Annotated in this window: 18 protein-coding genes; 3 read left to right on the forward strand and 15 right to left on the reverse strand. The window is 50.6% G+C overall.

The features are described 5' to 3' along the window. Window positions 1–67: 67 nt before the first annotated feature. The gene (locus ACXAFR_RS07740; RefSeq protein WP_475174936.1) at window positions 68–652 is read left to right on the forward strand and encodes a TetR/AcrR family transcriptional regulator; all 585 of its coding nucleotides are present in this window, start codon (window positions 68–70) and stop codon (window positions 650–652) included. 2 nt (window positions 653–654) lie between these two features. Here the strand turns inward: ACXAFR_RS07740 and ACXAFR_RS07745 are convergent, their stop codons facing one another. The 3 genes from ACXAFR_RS07745 to ACXAFR_RS07755 form a co-directional block, all read right to left on the reverse strand. Then, window positions 655–2,289 (reverse strand): thiamine pyrophosphate-dependent enzyme, encoded by a 1,635-nt coding sequence (locus ACXAFR_RS07745; RefSeq protein WP_475174939.1) that lies wholly within the window; start codon window positions 2,287–2,289, stop codon window positions 655–657. Window positions 2,290–2,483: 194 nt separating this feature from the next. Continuing rightward, window positions 2,484–3,881 carry an FAD-binding oxidoreductase gene (locus tag ACXAFR_RS07750; RefSeq protein ID WP_475174941.1) on the reverse strand — a complete coding sequence of 466 codons (1,398 nt, stop codon included), beginning with the start codon at window positions 3,879–3,881 and terminating at the stop codon, window positions 2,484–2,486. A 28-nt stretch (window positions 3,882–3,909) separates the two neighbouring features. Continuing rightward, window positions 3,910–5,220, reverse strand: coding sequence for a hypothetical protein (locus ACXAFR_RS07755; RefSeq protein WP_475174945.1), 1,311 nt, complete (start codon window positions 5,218–5,220; stop codon window positions 3,910–3,912). A 165-nt stretch (window positions 5,221–5,385) separates the two neighbouring features. Between ACXAFR_RS07755 and ACXAFR_RS07760 the strand changes: the two genes are divergently transcribed. Beyond that, complete coding sequence (locus ACXAFR_RS07760; RefSeq protein ID WP_475174948.1) at window positions 5,386–5,928, forward strand: MarR family winged helix-turn-helix transcriptional regulator; 543 nt, start codon at window positions 5,386–5,388, stop codon at window positions 5,926–5,928. 98 nt (window positions 5,929–6,026) lie between these two features. Here ACXAFR_RS07760 and ACXAFR_RS07765 read toward each other — a convergent pair whose 3' ends face one another. Genes ACXAFR_RS07765 through ACXAFR_RS07815 form a run of 11 tightly spaced genes read right to left on the reverse strand, consistent with a single transcriptional unit; the run spans window position 6,027 to window position 15,282 of the window. Further along, window positions 6,027–7,361, reverse strand: a complete 1,335-nt coding sequence (locus ACXAFR_RS07765) for an MFS transporter (RefSeq protein WP_475174952.1) — start codon at window positions 7,359–7,361, stop codon at window positions 6,027–6,029. A gap of 28 nt (window positions 7,362–7,389) precedes the next feature. Then, entirely contained in the window at window positions 7,390–8,325 is a 936-nt protein-coding gene (locus ACXAFR_RS07770) for a flavin reductase (RefSeq protein WP_475174955.1), read from the reverse strand. Window positions 8,326–8,357: 32 nt separating this feature from the next. Beyond that, a complete protein-coding gene (locus ACXAFR_RS07775) occupies window positions 8,358–8,549 on the reverse strand; it encodes a 2-hydroxymuconate tautomerase (protein WP_475174958.1) in 192 nt (63 codons plus the stop codon). Window positions 8,550–8,569: 20 nt separating this feature from the next. Continuing rightward, window positions 8,570–9,529: a PDR/VanB family oxidoreductase gene (locus ACXAFR_RS07780; protein ID WP_475174961.1), complete on the reverse strand. Its 960-nt coding sequence runs from the start codon at window positions 9,527–9,529 to the stop codon at window positions 8,570–8,572. 15 nt (window positions 9,530–9,544) lie between these two features. Continuing rightward, window positions 9,545–10,288, reverse strand: coding sequence for an SDR family NAD(P)-dependent oxidoreductase (locus ACXAFR_RS07785; RefSeq protein ID WP_475174969.1), 744 nt, complete (start codon window positions 10,286–10,288; stop codon window positions 9,545–9,547). Between the two features lie 9 nt (window positions 10,289–10,297). Beyond that, on the reverse strand, window positions 10,298–10,777 hold the full coding sequence (locus tag ACXAFR_RS07790; protein ID WP_475174974.1) for an aromatic-ring-hydroxylating dioxygenase subunit beta: 480 nt from the start codon (window positions 10,775–10,777) through the stop codon (window positions 10,298–10,300). Then, window positions 10,774–12,060, reverse strand: a complete 1,287-nt coding sequence (locus ACXAFR_RS07795; RefSeq protein ID WP_475174980.1) for an aromatic ring-hydroxylating oxygenase subunit alpha — start codon at window positions 12,058–12,060, stop codon at window positions 10,774–10,776. The genes ACXAFR_RS07790 and ACXAFR_RS07795 overlap by 4 nt, the downstream gene beginning before the upstream one ends. Before the next feature lie 12 nt (window positions 12,061–12,072). Beyond that, the gene (locus ACXAFR_RS07800) at window positions 12,073–12,600 is read right to left on the reverse strand and encodes a nuclear transport factor 2 family protein (RefSeq protein WP_475174983.1); all 528 of its coding nucleotides are present in this window, start codon (window positions 12,598–12,600) and stop codon (window positions 12,073–12,075) included. Window positions 12,601–12,605: 5 nt separating this feature from the next. Beyond that, on the reverse strand, window positions 12,606–12,959 hold the full coding sequence (locus ACXAFR_RS07805; protein WP_475174986.1) for an IacB protein: 354 nt from the start codon (window positions 12,957–12,959) through the stop codon (window positions 12,606–12,608). A 33-nt stretch (window positions 12,960–12,992) separates the two neighbouring features. Beyond that, the gene (locus ACXAFR_RS07810; RefSeq protein ID WP_475174988.1) at window positions 12,993–14,144 is read right to left on the reverse strand and encodes an acyl-CoA dehydrogenase family protein; all 1,152 of its coding nucleotides are present in this window, start codon (window positions 14,142–14,144) and stop codon (window positions 12,993–12,995) included. Next, entirely contained in the window at window positions 14,131–15,282 is a 1,152-nt protein-coding gene (locus tag ACXAFR_RS07815) for an amidase (protein ID WP_475174991.1), read from the reverse strand. The genes ACXAFR_RS07810 and ACXAFR_RS07815 overlap by 14 nt, the downstream gene beginning before the upstream one ends. 179 nt (window positions 15,283–15,461) lie before the next feature. Between ACXAFR_RS07815 and ACXAFR_RS07820 the strand changes: the two genes are divergently transcribed. After that, window positions 15,462–15,947 (forward strand): MarR family winged helix-turn-helix transcriptional regulator, encoded by a 486-nt coding sequence (locus tag ACXAFR_RS07820; RefSeq protein WP_475174998.1) that lies wholly within the window; start codon window positions 15,462–15,464, stop codon window positions 15,945–15,947. A gap of 12 nt (window positions 15,948–15,959) precedes the next feature. On the opposite strand, the gene ACXAFR_RS07825 is transcribed toward ACXAFR_RS07820, so the two are convergent. After that, entirely contained in the window at window positions 15,960–17,390 is a 1,431-nt protein-coding gene (locus ACXAFR_RS07825) for an aldehyde dehydrogenase family protein (protein ID WP_475175000.1), read from the reverse strand. Window positions 17,391–17,411 lie beyond the last annotated feature (21 nt).

Here is a 17,411-nt window from a genome sequence, read left to right on the forward strand (position 1 = left end):
GCAAATTATGACGCCAACCTCACCGCCAACAAAACCCACCACCCGATCGGATGGAGATCAGACCCGGATGCGTATTCTGGAGGTCGCCGGGCAGCTCTTCGCCGATCTTGGCGTATCAGCAATAACCAATAAACGCGTTGCGGAAATGGCTGCTGTTGACCTGGCTTCGATCAACTACCATTTTGGCAATCGCGCCGGACTCTACAACGCCGTGCTGGTGGAAGCGCACCGACGCCTGGTAAGCATCGATTATTTACAAACATTGGATCGCAGCGAGCTGACCGCTGAGGAAAAGTTGCAGCAACTACTCGGCTTTATCGCTAATTTGGTGGTCGCTGAGAGAGGCTGGAATATTCGCTTGCTGGCGCGGGAAATCGTGGCCCCCAGTGGCGATATTCAAGGCATGATTGATGGCGAGCTGTTACCCAAGGTCGCCATCGTAAAGCATATTCTGGCGGAGTTGACGGGGTTCAAAAATAACGACACCCGCCTGTCATTGTTGATTGTACAACTTATCGGTCCCTGCCTGATGATGCTTGTGATCAATGAGAAAGTCCCCGGCCACGTTCAGGACGTCCGTCAGATGCAGGCAGATCAACTGACGGAACAAATGATGCGTTTTATATTGGCCGGGGTTCAGGCGTTGCGATAACGCTATTTACCATAACCAGCAGGCTGTAAAAACTCCCAGGCAGAGACTTCACTGCCGGTTGCCACTGGCACCTCGATAAATACCGGCGCTTTCTGACTGATCTCAAGCGCTTGCGTCAGAGCAGAGGTAAAGCTGAGCCCCGCTCCAACTTTCAGGGTTTCAATACCGAAGCCTTTGGCGACCGCAACAAAATCAGGATTTTCCAGCTCAGATCCGTAGACCCGCTCATCAAACATTTGCTGTTGATCCCGACGCACATTTCCAAAGCAGTTGTTGTTGAACAATACCACGATAACGCGGATGTTAAACTGCGCCGCCGTCGCCAATTCCTGAATGCCAAACATCAAACCACCATCGCCGACGATGGACACGACCACCTTATCTGGATTGGCGACCTTGGTGCCTAATGCGGTTTGCAAACCATGGCCAAGATTCCCCTGGAAGCCACAGGAAATCAGCTGGCGCGGACCATACACAGGAAAACCAAACCAGGAGGCAAAGCCCATCTGAGAAATCTCTTCCACCAGAATTGAATCTCGCGGTAAACAGTCGCGCAGAGATTCAAGATAGCCCATCTGTGGCTGAACCTTCTGAATGGCTGCCGCGGTATCCCGCTTAGCTTTCACCAACCGCAGAGGAACCGTATTGCCACGCTCCGGCAAGGAATTCGACAAAGCACCAAGTATCGCCTGCATCGCCTGTTTGGCATCGGCCTGGATGGCAACATCCGCCAACAGGCGGGAGTGCTGGCGGGGATCAATATCAATGCGAATCAACGGTTTGTCCGGCCGCCCCTGCTGCCATCGAAACATTGGTAACTCTAACCGGGTGCCGATACCGATCAACAGGTCACATTCGTCGAATAACTCATAACCCTCTGCACAGGTAAATCCATAGGGCGAATCGTCGGGCACAATACCACGCCCACCTCGAAAAGAAGCGACAGGACACTGTAACCGCTCGGCGAGCTGACGAATTTCTACCGCAGCGTCGATGGCACCACTTCCCACCATAATCATGGGCTTATCCGCTGCTGCAATTCTCTCAACGGCATTGGCGATTGCCGCTGACGAGAGCGGATGGTTATACGACTCTTGATTTGAGGCCACCAACCCGTTTTGCGAAGGCATTCCCAGCACATCCAGAGGGACTTCAATAGACACCGGACCTGCGCGCCCTTCGCGCAATTTCTTAAACGCAGTATTCATCACCCAGGGAACGTCTTCCGGCGTATCGATGCGTTCCGCCCATTTAGACAGGCGCCGCAGAATGCCCAGCTGATCAGATAACTCGTGCAGCATGCCGTGACCAATACCGATGTGCTGGCTGGGGATTTGCCCGGTCAGGCAGAGCACTCGAGCGTTGTGAGCCGTACATAGGGCTGCGGTGGCATTGAGAACGCCGGGACCAGGCACAACACAGAAGACGCCGATTTTCCCTGTTGAGCGCGCGTAGCCATACGCCATATAACCCGCTGCCTGTTCGTGGCGAGCGACCACGAGACGAATTTTATCCCGATAGCGATACAGCGAATCAAACAGATGATAGGTCTGCGCGCCGGGGATCCCAAAGATGGTATCGACTCCTTGGGCGATCAAACTCTCGACCATCAAATCGGCACTGGTCAATGCAGTCATAGCAATTACCTTTAAAATTCTGAGTTGGTATTAATTGATATCTACCGGCACTTGGAAAGCTCTGAGTGCTGTTGGCGAGGCCGTCAGCGCAAGGCAAAAATGACCGAAAAAGCGGAACTTACTTGAAGTAACTGAGCATTTTGAGGTCATCTTTAACGCTGCGATGGCAACGCAGGTAAGTATTCAGAGATTTCCTAGCCGATCACCCTTCCGGGGTTCAAACATCCCTGCGGATCAAACAATTTTTTCAAATGACTCATCCAGGCCACCTCTTCCGGTGAGCGCGTATAGCTGAGATAAGACGTTTTCAGTGCGCCCAGGCCATGCTCACCCGACACCATCCCGCCGTGCCGGGATGCCGCGGAAAAGATCACGTCATAGAGGGCAGACTTTTCAGATTCTGAGGCAGCACTCACCGTAATATGCAGATTGCCATCACCCAAGTGGCCAAACATCAGCACCTTACTGGCGGGAAAATCCCGGTGAATACGCGTCTCTACATCCTCGACATACGCCTCCAATGCCGATGCACTAACGGCCACATCACAGTGAACAGCCGGGCCCAAATGCGGTACGACCTCACCGATGCCTTCACGTACGCGCCAGATTTTTTCGCGCTCTGATATACTTTTGGCGATTACCGCGTCGAAGATGAGCTCTTCTTCGAGCGCCTGTCCCAGACATTCTTCAAACCAGGCTGCTGCACCCTCTGGCCTATCCGCGTCCATCTCGAGTAACACATAAAAAGGGTATTCCTCTGAAAATGGCGAGGTTAAATCCTCCGCCGTTGCCAGAACCGTATTCATATAGTCTGACCACATAACCTCAAAAGCACTGATCGCTCCGGACAGTCGCCGATTTGCCAAGCGAAAGAATCTCAAGACATCATCAAAGGAGTGCAATGCACAAAATGCTGTATGGGTTTCACATTGCGGCTGCAACCTTACGACCAACCGTGTAATAACCCCGAGCGTTCCTTCAGAGCCGATAAACAACTGCTTAAGATCATAACCCGTATTGTTCTTCAGGAGCTTTGTTAGAGAACTGAGGATAGTACCATCCGCTAAAACCACCTCTAATCCGAGAATCAAATTCCGGGCGACGCCATAGCGAATGACTTGATTGCCACCGGCATTGGTCGCCGCAATACCTCCCATAGTACAGCTGCCTCTGGCACCGATATCTAATGGAAACTGCAGCCCGACCGCTGCTGCGGCACCTTGTACTTCTTCCAATGGTGTGCCGGCCCACACCGTCATGGTGAATGAATTCTCGTCCACCTCTTCGATGCCGCGCATTCTAAGGAGAGAAATGACCACCTCTCCAGGTTTCGGTGTTGCCCCTCCAGACACACCTGTCATTCCCCCTTGAATCACAAAGGGTTGCTGTAAGCGGGAACACAGAGCCAACACACGGGAGAGCTCTTCTGTATTCTCAGGGCGCAGCAACAATGCCGGGCGACAGGGATACTCACCGCTGGTGTCAACGGAATAACTGTCGCCAACCTCTTCATCAATAAGGGCATTGATTGCGGGTAGCTCTCTGCGCAATGCCGCTATAAATTCTGGCATCACCGACGAATGCTCTTCCATTATGTCTCTCCGACCCAATACTGTCTGATTAATAGAAAAAACGAATATACAAATACATCACACTGAAAATCGCCATCAATGACAGCCCGGCCAGACTCCACCAGCGCAACACAAAACCTGGCTGCTGCTCCTTGACGATATCAGAGTGATACAAGGCGCGATGATTGATAAACGCCAACAGCGGCGCTAACAAAAACGCCAATGTGGTTGCAAAATCGAGAAGCTGACGAAAAGACCCGGCAACAAATAACAGCAAAAGAATGACAACCGCACCTTGAAAAGCTAGAGATTTACGATACACCGACAATCCCAACACGTCGGGTTTTGAACTCTGCTGTCGGGATTTATGATTCACAACCAACGCCACGGCGCGAGGACAGGCATCCATCAAAGCAATCACTGTTGATAGCATGATGGCACTGATAGCGAACATAAGGAGCGGCGCTGACCAAGCACCCAAGAATGACGCGATCACATCAACTAACTGTAAAGAGAAGGCTCCTGAGGACGGTGCCATCTGGGTATTGCCACCAACAATATTGTTGCCCAACAACAGAAAACATAGGGCGAGAAACAGCGTGATGCCATAGCCCATATTAAAATCTGCGGCCACCTGCGACGGAGACATAGACATACCAACATCGGTACGTGCTTTCACCCACAATGATTGAAACGTACCGGCAATTAATGCTGTTGGCATCCATCCAGCTAAAGCCACCGTGAAAAAAATACCATCGCGATCGAAGGCTGCTAAGCTTGGCCAAAGATCGGCGGCCGTTACCTGCAATTTTGGAAGCGACATAACCGTTGCGACAATGACAACAATGGACAGAAGCAACAGCATCATTTTGCAAATACGTTCAACCAAACGATAGCGACCGACCATCAACAACGCCGCCACTAAGAGAACCACTGCAACACCAACACTGGTATCACTGAACGACAAACCTAATGCCTGACGTAAAATACCGCCAGTCACCAATGACACAGCCGCGGTTGCCAAAAACATATTGACCATTAGGTCGAGCAAAAAAATGGCGACAGCCCACTTTCCCTGATCAAAATAATTATCGATAAGCGTGCGCCCGCTAATAGAGGCGTAATCTGCACCCGCCCGGAATGCCGGGTAACGAATCACACAGGCGCCAACAATAATCAGCCACATGTACAGACCGTAATCTGCACCGGCACGTGTGGATTGAACAATGTGTGACGTACCGATTGCCGCAACGGCAAACATCACCCCAGGCCCAAAAATGGAAAATAAGTTTGCCTTAACAGCCGACTCAGTTGTCGCCTGACTTGCCAAATTGGCGACATCGGATTCTGAAGTACTCATAAATGACCTGCTGCTGAAAAGGACACACGGTAGGTTACGAATATACCGGCCACATTTTACAAATCAACAACTTTGTTGCAATTGAAACTATTTTTTTAAGAGTGGCTTTTTTTCTTGCAGAAACTGAGTGTATTCTAGGGATTAAAACCAGATGAGGGGCCACTTATGCACCCAAAACGACCACAGAAAAATCTCAGAGCAACGAATACTCAAAACGAAAACAGCGAGACACTGAGCGAACCCGTTAAATTTCCGTTGAATCTCCAAACCTTCCTGCCATTTCGGTTAATGCGGGCTGGTTTACACATTGCCGCTGTCGGCGATCATCTACACAAGCTGTTGGAAGATTCTGGTTATCCTCTCGGAGAGCGAGAGTGGCGAGTGATTTCGACCATGGGCTCCTGCGGAGACATGACACATAAAGAACTGGTAGAAACAACACGAATTGATCCATCCACCATCTCTCGGGCAGTAAAAACATTGCTCGACCAAAAGTTGCTGGGAACACAAAGATCGGCCTCTGATAAACGCATCGTCAAATTGTTTATTACAAAAGAAGGCGCGCGCGTTCACGATCGCATTGCTGAAAAACGACTGGATACTGGGCACCTAATCAGCGAAGCTCTCTCCGAGCGAGAGCAGGACACCTTTCTAAAACTGCTGGATAAAATCGAGGCGCGTACGTTAGAACTGGGATCCTCTGAATGACGCGCACCGCTATAAATCGCTTTTTTAAAACAACAGCATTGGCAACGCAGGTTTGACCTGAGAAAAATCAATATAACTGCGCTCTATCCGGTGAATATTTACCGGATCTTCAAGGGCAAAGCTAACAGGCCGCTTACCACCATAGGGATTGAAAAAAGCAGCAGAATATTTTCGAGGCTGATTCCCGCAGCAATCATCACACCACCCACGTAGGGGCCGACCACCGCCCCAAACCTGCCTAAACCAATCGCCCATCCGATACCTGTCGCTCGAGCTTCGGCGGGATACATTTTTGCTGCCACCGCATAGAGTCCGGTAAAGCCACCTGCATGAAAAAAGCCGATGATAGCGAGCGAGAAAAATAAGATGGACAACCCATCAAACCAGGCGAACAGCGCCAGTCCGATCCCAGCAAGCACAAGAAAGAAGCTGATCACTTTCGATAAAGAAAAATAGGTCGCGAGCCATCCAAGGATAATAATGCCCAGCGTACCTCCACCGGTGAAGGCCGTTGACGCAAGAACGCCGGATGATTCGGACAAACCCGCATTCACTAACAGTTTTGGAATCCAACTCAATAGGAAATAGAGACTGACAAAACACAGAAAAAATGTCAGCCAGAGATTCAACGTTTTCCAACGGAGATCGGCTTCAAATAATCGTCCTATGCGCGAAATACCACCGGTAGGCGCCGCCGTCGTGCTGGGCTGTATATTGACGGCCGCCAGTTCGTGGATATTGAGGCTGGCCATTATCTTAGTCATTTTCTGTCTCGCAGCTTTTGTGCCGCGGTTCGCCAGAAACTGCAACGATTCTGGCAACATAAAAAACATCACCACTGCCATAGCCAAGGTGGCAAGACCACCAATTTGAAAAACAATTCTCCAGCCCTGCTCAGGAATCAAAGGTGCGGCAAACAAACCACCGATGCTGACGCCGAGCGGGTAGCCTGCTGTCATGGTCACGATGGCCAAGCTGCGAAGCCTTGCAGGGGTATATTCAGATGCCAAGGCCGTCAGCCCCGCGAGCATGCCACCAACACCCAACCCGGTGATAAACCGCAGTAAAACCAGTATCGCGAATGATTGGGTCAGGGTCACCGCCAGCATGCTAATCCCTATCCCCAACACACAACTCAGCAATAGAGGGCGACGCCCGACGGTATCCGCCAGGGGCGCGAGAAACATTGCGCCGAGCATCATTCCCGCAAGAGCGGCGCTGAACAGTAAACCCATCGCCTGGGGAGCAATACCATACTCCTCACCAAGACCGTGTGCGGCAAAGGCCATGGCAGCAACATCAAAGCCATCAAGCATATTAAGCAGCAATGCCACCGTTAAAATAGCCCACTGGTTTATCGATAACGGTTTGCTGTCGATGACATGGGCAATGGCATTACCATCAAGCGTTGAACCGCCTGTAACTGCAGACATGGGCACATCCTGAGACGTTGATTAAATGCTACACCAGAGCATCGACGATGGCTTTCAGATTTCCTTTGAGTTCAAGAGCATTACTCACGGGAATGTGATTGAGAATTTCCTGCTCATGCTGCTCAGCCAAATCCAACAGTTTTCCGCACAATTCCTTCCCTAGCGGCGTGATTGCAACCTGGGTGGATGCTGGATCAAATTCTACCCACCCTTTGGACACCATCCAGCTGATGGTTTCCTGACATTCGGCCAGCGGCTGCGCAGTATCGTCGGCAAGTACTTCCAATGATATTTCCGGTGTAACGGCCATTAACGTCAATGTTCGCCATTCTTCGGGAGACACCTGATAGTGTTCCGATAATAGAGGATAGAGCTTGGAGGAATAGCAGGCATAAGCACTGCGCAACAGATACAACAAATAGCTGGACAGAAACTCACTGCGATCAGATTGTATCTCTCGGGACATTCCCGCTGGGTGTTGCATCGACACGGCATAACCACCGCGAGCAAAGACCAGCGGTAAGTTACCCTCATTGCGCCAGTAATGCTCAACCTCCCCAACGATAATCAGATGATCGCCACCCTCGTAGACCTGCCAGGTGCGACATTCAAAGCGGGCGGCACTGTCAGCAAAAATGGGCGCGCCTCCGACTCCAGATTGGTATTCGACCCCATTGAACTTATCTTCGCCTCGTCCCGCAAACTTATTGGATAAATCCAACTGATCGCGTGACAGAACATTTACCGCGAAATAGGTCGCCTTGGAAAATATCGGACAGCTGAACGAGCGCTTATCGATGCTCCAAAGAATCAGTGGTGGATCCACAGAAACGGAGTTAAAGCTGCTCGCCGTAACGCCGACTGGCTCACCGGTTTCGGTCAATGTTGTTACAACCGTAACACCGGTTGGAAACTGCCCCAGAGTACGGCGAAAATCCCGAGCATCAAACACGCTTGCCGTCATAATCTTTTCCCTTGTTCCTGGTTAAACAACTGTCAGCGGCCTGCTTTATCGGCCGGCAGGCGACCCAAACCCCAGTGCTGCTTTGGAAATTCTTGGATGGTCACCGTAATGTTTTCTTCTGGCGCTGAGATCGAACGCATAACCGCCACGGCCACCTCTCGAATCAGAGCTTCTTTCTGGTCGCCAGTGCGACCCTCCATCATTTCAATACGAACGATCGGCATCTTGTTATCCCACAGCTGAGTTAAATATCCAGAACCAGACGCTTACTCTTGGCGCGAGAACAGCACACGGCAATCTGGTCGTTATCTTCTTTTTCGTCTTCCGATAGAAAGTGATCACGATGCTCTGGTTCACCTTCAAGAACATCAGTAATGCAGGTGCCGCAGACGCCCTCCTCGCAAGACACGGCTACTTTGATACCGACGGCTTTTAAGGCGCCCGCAATGGTGTCTGTTTCGCCCACCTGTACCGTTATATCGCTGTCGCTGCAGTAGACTTCGAAGGCACCGCCCGACAATTCCACCTCAACATTAAAGTACTCGTAGTGAATCTGTTCAGGGCGATAGTCAGCAGCAAGCGCTGTCTCTTTAGCCCATTCCAGAAACCCTGCAGGCCCACAAATATAGAGCGCCAGCTCCGGATCCATAGGCATCAACTGCTGCTTCAAATCCAAACGACCGCCGCCAGCCACACGACTGTAATGAAAGTTTGCACGCTCGCCGAGCAACGATTTAATCTCGTCTTCAAACGCACCCGTGCCGGGTTCCTTCAAACAGTAGTGAAGCTCAAAATCCAGCCGCTCAGCCAACAACTGCTGTGCCATCGAATAGATCGGCGTAATCCCTATTCCAGCGGCAAGTAAAACCACCCGCCCAGATGATTGGTTTAGCTCGAAGAGATTTCGTGGCTCACTGATGGTAATGCGCTTTCCAATGTGAAAATCGTGAAAGATCGCCCGTGAACCTCCTCGTGAAGCAGGCTCTTCCATCACGGCGAGCCGATAGAGATTGCGATCTGACGGCGCATTGCATAGTGAATATTGGCGAATTAGATCAGTATCAATATGAACATCGATATGTGCACCGGCTGTAAATGGCGGCAATGTCTGACCAGACAAGGGCACTAAATCCAAAACGGCAATACGCCCGTCAATGTCGGATCGCGCGGCAACTTCTACGGTTAAGTGTGTCAATTCGTTCATATAAATCCTCTCCGCCTAGCGCATGTAGATGCCGCCATTGACGTCCCAGGTCGCCCCCGTAACGGTCGCAGCGGCGTCACTGGCCAACAACAGCGCCATCGATGCAATCATCTGTGGGTCGCTGAGCTTTTTCACCGGAATCATGGTCTCAATAATCTGATTTAACTTTTCCGCAGAGACTTTTTCGGTAATTGAGTCGACATCCACCGGCCCCGGCGCAATCGCGTTGACAGTCACGCCCTCACTGGCAAACTGACGTGCGAAAATTTTCGTCAATGTGATGATTCCCGCTTTCGACGACGCGTAGTGAGCCCCAGATGCTGTTCCCCCCATTTGCCCAGCAAGAGACGCCATGTTGATCACTCGACCAAAACCCGCCTTTGCGAAATGCTCACCAAAAACCTGGCAACCTAAAAAAGTACCCCGGAGATTAACGTCCACCACCTGACTGAATTCTTCCGGAGATATTTCTAGCAAAGGTGTCGTTGGTGTCATTGCTGCGTTGTTAATCAACACATGACAAGTGCCGAATGACTGAAGACAGTGTTGCAGCGCATCGACAAAATCCTGCTTTTTCTGAACGTCAAGAACGCAGGTCGCCAATCTCTCATCGGCACCGCCCAAGTGATCCACTGCGGCGCCAAGAGCAACGGCGTCAACATCCGTCAAAAGTACTCGATACCCAGCCTGAAAAAGCGCCTCTGCGAGAGTGAGACCTATTCCTTTAGCTGCCCCAGTAATAACGGCGACTCGGTTCATGGCGGCTCCTTAGAACAAATAACTGATGGTGGTAAGATGCTGGTCGGACTTCATAACCCGAGCGATTTTTTCAAGTATCAGAAAACTTGCGCCGTGCCGCTTTAAGCGATACTCCAAATTAACAGGAAACTGACGAATACCGTTTTTATTGTCTTCAAACAAACAACACGCTGCTCGCACATGAATTTGATCACCATCACTGTCTAGGACACGAACTCGCGACAGCGTACGCACCGTAGGACGCACCAAACTGGTCGACACCGCTTCTCCACTGGTCAACCGCTGTACCCGCATTTTGCGCATTTCGGCGTCATCGAAGGCAACGTTTAACACTTTTGAAAAATCGTCGGCATCGTGATCAACGGGCACGATATAGATTCCCTCGGGATCCCACAGATCCAACCAGGCGTTATATTCCTTGAAATCCAGCATGTCTGCTTCCATGGCAAGAAAGGTGGTGACCTCCGCCGTCAACTCGACCAGACTCATTCGCAGACCTCCTGTTCTGTCATGCACTTCAAATACTCACGGTAAGCGGCGCGCATACCGGTTTCGGAGCACACCGCACCTTTTACATTGCCATCGACAGATGTACTTAATTTACTCATTCCGCGATTGACCATAATCCACCCATCGGTGCCCGCCATCGCGCCTTTTTGCACACGTTCCCAGGCTTCGCCATCGTCCGGAGTCCCGAAACCCATTGGCCCCTGGAAATGTTCATGCAAGCGTAAACGCTGCTGATTAAAGCGCTCTGGCGCGCCATCACCGCCAATGGCGACGTGATGAATTTCGGTAGAATCTACGGTGACCGGCGTTAGCACCCGAAAAAAGGCCATGGAACAAGCCACGTTGGGAAACAGATTCAGATTAAATCCAGTACCACCAACGGCGCGCACGAGCTTGCGTACGGCATCCTCTGACTGACCTTCATCCCTCAGCTGCTGCGCCAGATCGGCGAAACGCTCGGGAATCGGAGCCTCTAAATTCTCTTCCAGATCCACCAGGTCTGGAATCATCACCATGACGCTGTGTCCATTGCCAAGGTCTTCGACAAAGCCATCGCCATCTAAGAAATCAAAGACGTCCTGGGCTTCTTCATCAATGGATGAAATAAAGGATTTGTGAACGATCGGAAAGTGATAAGCGTCGGTAGTATTCTCTAGCTGTATTTTCCAATTGCCGGGAAAACGAAAGCGGTGATCCCCAAGTACTTTGACGGGATAGCCGCCGCCCTGCTTCATAAACAGGTCGATCCATTTTTTAGCACCACCCAGGAAATCGGACAACGGCTCAATGTCGTCTCGCAGGGTTGCGAAAATCATCCCTTGATAACTGTCGTGGCGCAGATGCTCCAGACCGAATTCTGATTTATCCAGAATGCCGTCATACTCTTCAGGTTTTGGCAGCGCTCGCAATTCACCATCAAGCGCATAGCCCCAGCCGTGATAGGGACAGGTAAACGCTTTCGTTTTTCCACGCTTGCCTTCACAGACGGTGGCACCACGATGGCGACAACGGTTTTGCAGTACGTGGATAGTATTTTTACGGTCACGCACAACGATGACCGGCTGCCGACCAATCATGGCGGTTTTATAACTGCCTTTTTCGGGAACCTCACTTTCATGAGCGACCCACACCCAAGTGTTGTTAAATACCTTGTCCAACTCTTCGTTGAAAATTTCCGGATCGCTGTACAGAGACTTATGAACTCGATCTTCCTGAACAAGATCACCTACGCTGCTGCCGGATCGTGCGATGACATCACTCATAATTTACTCCTGTCACGGGTCTTGAGACGGTACGGGAACCGCCTCTCCCTCTTGCCAACGGCGAGCAACCGTTCGGCTAAATAAATTTCTTGTTCTAAAATGACTGATTTTCCAATCTTGCTGCTCTTTGCAAAAATCGGCAGTGATTAACGCTGCATTAAGATGCGACCCACCTTCGGTAAAATCCGACGGCTGCACCAGAACCCACTCCCCTTCAGCACGATCACCTTTAACGACAATCTTTTCATTACCGAGAATGTGTAAATTAAAGCTAAAGTGTGCTGGCGGGCGCGTGTAACGAGCAAACATTGCCTCGATCTCGGAGATACCGCAGTAACGCCCTAGACGCTTGCGATAGTATTCACCGACGCCTTCCCAAATCGCACCATCAGTAAATAACGCAAGCAAAGATTGCAGGTTCGTCTGTTCGTTGAGGTCGTCACACAGTCGCATGTAGGTATGCATACACACGCTGACTTGCCGCCCATCTTCGAGAGCTTGCAATCGCTTTAACACCGCCTGCAGTTCATCCGTCGACATAGTGCTTACTCAGGAACCTGTAGCTCGCGTCCAATACGTGCTTCAACACGGGCATATTTCCACAGTTTATATTCACCACTACCAACGGGAATCGTGCGGAAAAAATTACAGGCTTCTACAACGGTTTCGTAGTTGGGGACATCCGCCATGATGTAGCAGGTCCAGGGCGCGGTTGGAGAGGGGCCGACCTGAATACGATCGTCATCCATAATTCCCAGCACGGTCACTCCTGGTAATTCATCAATCCCTTTCATCATGGCGCTGAACGCCTGCCACACATCTTTCATCTCCTCAGCGGGAGCATCCATAAAATTTTGATTGATTCCGATACAAAACAAGACTCGTAACGTTGATGACATAATGCTGTCTCCGTAAATTAAGCTTTAACGATATTAGAGATATCCAGGAAGCGGCTGTTTGCCGAATAACATGGCACCAGCGTTTTGAAAGGTAATTTCACCCATAAACGCATGCTGAGTTGCGAGATGAACATCGCGGAAACACCGTGAAAGTGGGTGCCCATAGTAGGCGCTGGTCATACCTGCCAGCTTATAAGCGATGCGAGTCACCTCGGCACACTCATGAGTGAGATGACTGGTCGAAAGCCGCAACATATTGACCTGATGGGGCGGAACCTCTCCCTGCCGGAGAATACTCTCCCATGCGGCGTCTGTTGAGTCATAAAAGAATGCTCGAGCAGACTGCAGTCTCGCCTCCGCCTTCGCGACTGAACTTTGCACATACTGCCGATCACCAATGTCTGGCGCACCGGTCACAGAGACTCGATTGCCACTCATGGCGTAGATGAGATCCAAGGCTTCTCTGGCGATTCCCGCCGTCGTCACCGACAACACCTGTGCTGCAAATGACAAGGTGGGATAAAGGAAAAAAGGCCCATCCAAATTGGGGGATGAGCCCCGAATAAACGTCCACTCTTCGGGAACAATCACATTATCCACGACGAGATCAAAACTGCCTGTACCGGTCATGCCGTGCACGTCCCAGCTATCCTGGTCAATGGTTACCTTATCTTTCGGCAAGACAGCCATGCGCGGCAACGCACCTTTTACTTCCGGCTGAATACCAACACCAATCAACGACGCGCCCATGCAGCCGCTGCCAAACTGCCAGCGACCATTCACAAGAAAGCCTTCATCAGTGCGCACCGCCCGCTTAGGCGGAAAAATACCGCCCGCAAAAATGACATCGGGGCCATTGGCCCAAACTCTGTCAATCGTCTCGACGGGCAATGCGCCAAGATAGGCGGGATTCATACCAAAGCTGGCAACCCATCCGGCAGAACCATCCGCCGCGGCTACAGCCTCAACCATTTGCAAAAATTCCGCAGGAGAGCGTTCATCACCACCAAAGGCTTTTGGAACAAAGGCGCGATAAACGCCCATCGTACGAAATCGTTCCACAATATCTTGGGACAAGTAACGTTGTTTTTCGAACTCCTGACGACGCTCCCGGATATCTAACAGCAGACGATCAAATTCTGCCTCGCCTCCCCAAAGGGATTTATCTAATTCACGCAAGGACATTTTGCACTCCCAGATATTCACTGTTATTTTCAACAAGTTGTTTGGCCAAATTGCACAACCACGCATCCCTTCCCCGATCCGCAACCAACTGTAAACCTACAGGTTTTCCCGATGAACTTTTCACAGGAATGATAAGCGCGGGATGACCGCTGAGATTAAACGGGCGCAACATACGACTTAAATTCAAATCTTGAGCACCATCAAGGGCAGCTTGTCGGCTCAGCGGCAGACTAACCAAAGCAGGCGTCATCAAAAGATCGAATTTTTTAAAAAAATGATCGAGCTCTCCACCAAAATCACAACGGACACGCTCTGCCGCATCAATCTCAACCGAAGAGATATCGCGGCCTTTTTTTAACCGATCGCGCACATCCATACCGAGTGCGGATTTATCAATTAAATCTTCATAAGCCTTGGCAGTCTCGGCAGAGATAATTGTCATACCTGCCTGATAAGCTGCGTCAAAACTATTTAATTCAACTAACTTCGGAGCCATACCTATCGCGTCAAGCGCGTGATGAATATCATCTAGAATCCAGCGGTCGACACTATTTCCGTAAAATGCGATCGATGTCGCTGCAAGGGCAGCACCGTCATGTGTCTTCGAGTAGTCGGGATCTATGACGCTCGCCACTGCGATGAGATCCTCCATTGTGCGGGCGAATATGCCCACGCAATCCAATGAAGACTGTTGCGGTAAAACACCTTTGCGGCTCACCCGCCCAAAACTGGGCTTAAATCCGAAGATGCCACAGCAAGCTGCGGGTAGGCGCACAGAGCCTCCTGTATCCGTGCCAATAGCAATATCGACATCACCTGCTGCCACGGCGACGGCTGAACCGCTCGAAGATCCCCCGACAATAAGCTCTGGAAACTTTGGATTTACCGGCGTGCCGGTAAATCCATTGACGCCGGTCATACCAAAGGCGAGTTCATGAAGGTTTGTTTTTCCTACAACTGAAAAACCTGCATGCAACAAAAGCTCAACGACATTTGCATGATGATCAGCAGCAATTGGAGCGACGGCTGCACTTCCGCACCTTGTAGGAATTCCTGCAATGTCGATGGAATCTTTTATTCCCACCGTCTTTCCGCTGCCACCTAATGAACAGCGTGCTGTCCAAACTTCCATCCCCATAAACACCTCCTGAGCACAGATTCATATTCAATTTTATTACTTGAAAAGTCAAGTAATAACGATCACAAATCGACCACCCTTTATCGTTATCACAATCTCTACTGGACTTCCGGCGGAAACCGTTAGATATTCCCTTCAGCAACAGTAAAATGCGTAATCTCCCACCGGAAAGAAGTCATATGGTCAGAGAAAAAAACAATTCACTCGATAAGTATCGTCCCAGCGCAAAACCATTTCGCTCCAACAATTTTCCCTTTTATTGGATCACCCGCGTGGCCAATCGCTACACCCACAACATGGAAGTGCAACTGAAAAAAATCGGCATGACCATCACCTCCTGGCGGACATTAGCGGTCCTAAAAGAATTGGGGCCACAAAGCGTCTCCGAGATCGCCCATCACGCTGCTAGTCGACTACCTACGATTACCCGCACCGTTTACAAACTTAAAGACCAGGGCATGGTCGACATTAGCCAACAGGAAGATGATGCACGAGTAACCATTGTCACTATCACTCCTGAAGGCGTTGAAGCCACTCAAACCATTCTCGAAACCACGCGTCCGATGTTTGAAGGCATCTATGAAGACCTGACCGACGGTCAACTTCACCTACTCAATGAAATACTTGAAAAATTATTTGAAAACATGCCTCCCAGTAATGGCTGAGGCATTCAACCGTCAAGAATTTCCCTTGCGGATACACACCGACTGACAGGACGTCATTTCCTTTAAGCCCTCAAGGCCAAACTCAACCCCCATCCCTGACTGCTTAACGCCACCAAACGGCATATTGGGCTGTACCGCACCATGATCATTTATCCACACGGTGCCGCATTGCAGCTTTTCAGCCAACTGTACTGCCGAATCAGGATTGGATGTCCACAACGACCCACCCAACCCAGCATCGCTTGCGTTAGCCAGCGCAATAACCTGATCAATTGATGTGTATTTAACAACTGGCAGAACAGGGCCAAAAGGCTCCTCATCTACAAGGCGAGAACCATTGGTGAGACCTGCAACAATTGTCGGCGGGTAAAAATAGCCATTGCGATCGAGCCGCTGACCACCACAAAGAACTTCACCACCATCTGCAACAGCAGCTGCAACGAGATCCTCAACAATCTTTAGCTGCACCGCATTTTGTACGGGACCCAATTCTGTTCCCGACTCCAAACCATCGCCCACCACAACGTCTCGTGCCAACGCCGCCAATCCTGAACACACTTTTTCATAGCGAGATTCGTGAACGTACAAACGCTTTAGTGCAGCACAGGTCTGACCGTTGTTGTGAAAACAACAACCAAACAGCGAAGGCAAAAGTTGATCAATATCTGCATCGGGCAGAACAATTCCCGCATCATTTCCACCCAACTCAAGTGTCAAACGCTTCAAAGAAGACGCCGCCGAAGACATAATGGCGCGCCCGGTTTTGGTAGATCCCGTAAAGACCACCTTCGCGACCAATGGATGCGAGGTCAACAAAGACCCAACATCACCATCGCCTGTAACCGAATTGAGCACGCCAGCCGGAAGCACCTGATTTGCCAACTCAACAAAGCGCAGCGTGGCAATCGGCGTATAAGGCGACGGCTTAATCACCACGGTATTACCCGCCAACAACGCCGGCATAATGTGCCATATCGCAATCAGCAACGGCCAATTCCAGGGCGTGATCGATGCGACAACCCCCAAAGGTTTACGTCGCAATTCGACACGCGCAGCATCATCATCCTGCAACACTTCGACCGGCAAGGTTAAATCAGCCGTAAAATGCGCCCAAAAGGCCGCACCGCCAACTTCCATGCCGGCTCCCACACCATTTAACCCCTGCAGCGGCTTACCCGTTTCAAGAGCAACCAATCCCATTAGCTCTTCGATATTATCGTCCAACAACTGCCCCAACTGATGACAGTATGCCTGCCGCTCAGCAAAGGGGATCGACTGCCAACCGTGAAATGCATCAGCCGCTGCCACGATGGCTTTTTCGGCAAGGGCAACATCTGCCTTTCCACAAGCGGCAAATGGTTGAGCATTTGCCGGGTTCACTACCTCTAATTTCTCTGTGGTATCAACAGATTCACCGGCAATGGTCAGTGAGTATTGCTTCATAATATCTCTCTTACATCTCAA

The sequence above is a fragment of the Pseudomaricurvus sp. ABR4_320 genome (assembly GCF_056159445.1).

What these genes read in the sequence shown, in the direction of transcription:
- ACXAFR_RS07795 (WP_475174980.1), bottom strand. Translation starts at nt 12,060, where the DNA reads ATGAGTGATGTCATCGCACGATCCGGCAGCAGCGTAGGTGATCTTGTT.
- ACXAFR_RS07805 (WP_475174986.1), bottom strand. Translation starts at nt 12,959, where the DNA reads ATGTCATCAACGTTACGAGTCTTGTTTTGTATCGGAATCAATCAAAAT.
- ACXAFR_RS07810 (WP_475174988.1), bottom strand. Translation starts at nt 14,144, where the DNA reads ATGTCCTTGCGTGAATTAGATAAATCCCTTTGGGGAGGCGAGGCAGAA.
- ACXAFR_RS07765 (WP_475174952.1), bottom strand. Translation starts at nt 7,361, where the DNA reads ATGTCTGCAGTTACAGGCGGTTCAACGCTTGATGGTAATGCCATTGCC.
- ACXAFR_RS07775 (WP_475174958.1), bottom strand. Translation starts at nt 8,549, where the DNA reads ATGCCGATCGTTCGTATTGAAATGATGGAGGGTCGCACTGGCGACCAG.
- ACXAFR_RS07785 (WP_475174969.1), bottom strand. Translation starts at nt 10,288, where the DNA reads ATGAACCGAGTCGCCGTTATTACTGGGGCAGCTAAAGGAATAGGTCTC.
- ACXAFR_RS07790 (WP_475174974.1), bottom strand. Translation starts at nt 10,777, where the DNA reads ATGAGTCTGGTCGAGTTGACGGCGGAGGTCACCACCTTTCTTGCCATG.
- ACXAFR_RS07755 (WP_475174945.1), bottom strand. Translation starts at nt 5,220, where the DNA reads ATGAGTACTTCAGAATCCGATGTCGCCAATTTGGCAAGTCAGGCGACA.
- ACXAFR_RS07815 (WP_475174991.1), bottom strand. Translation starts at nt 15,282, where the DNA reads ATGGGGATGGAAGTTTGGACAGCACGCTGTTCATTAGGTGGCAGCGGA.
- ACXAFR_RS07770 (WP_475174955.1), bottom strand. Translation starts at nt 8,325, where the DNA reads ATGACGGCAAGCGTGTTTGATGCTCGGGATTTTCGCCGTACTCTGGGG.
- ACXAFR_RS07740 (WP_475174936.1), top strand. Translation starts at nt 68, where the DNA reads ATGCGTATTCTGGAGGTCGCCGGGCAGCTCTTCGCCGATCTTGGCGTA.
- ACXAFR_RS07820 (WP_475174998.1), top strand. Translation starts at nt 15,462, where the DNA reads ATGGTCAGAGAAAAAAACAATTCACTCGATAAGTATCGTCCCAGCGCA.
- ACXAFR_RS07750 (WP_475174941.1), bottom strand. Translation starts at nt 3,881, where the DNA reads ATGGAAGAGCATTCGTCGGTGATGCCAGAATTTATAGCGGCATTGCGC.
- ACXAFR_RS07780 (WP_475174961.1), bottom strand. Translation starts at nt 9,529, where the DNA reads ATGAACGAATTGACACACTTAACCGTAGAAGTTGCCGCGCGATCCGAC.
- ACXAFR_RS07745 (WP_475174939.1), bottom strand. Translation starts at nt 2,289, where the DNA reads ATGACTGCATTGACCAGTGCCGATTTGATGGTCGAGAGTTTGATCGCC.
- ACXAFR_RS07760 (WP_475174948.1), top strand. Translation starts at nt 5,386, where the DNA reads ATGCACCCAAAACGACCACAGAAAAATCTCAGAGCAACGAATACTCAA.
- ACXAFR_RS07825 (WP_475175000.1), bottom strand. Translation starts at nt 17,390, where the DNA reads ATGAAGCAATACTCACTGACCATTGCCGGTGAATCTGTTGATACCACA.
- ACXAFR_RS07800 (WP_475174983.1), bottom strand. Translation starts at nt 12,600, where the DNA reads ATGTCGACGGATGAACTGCAGGCGGTGTTAAAGCGATTGCAAGCTCTC.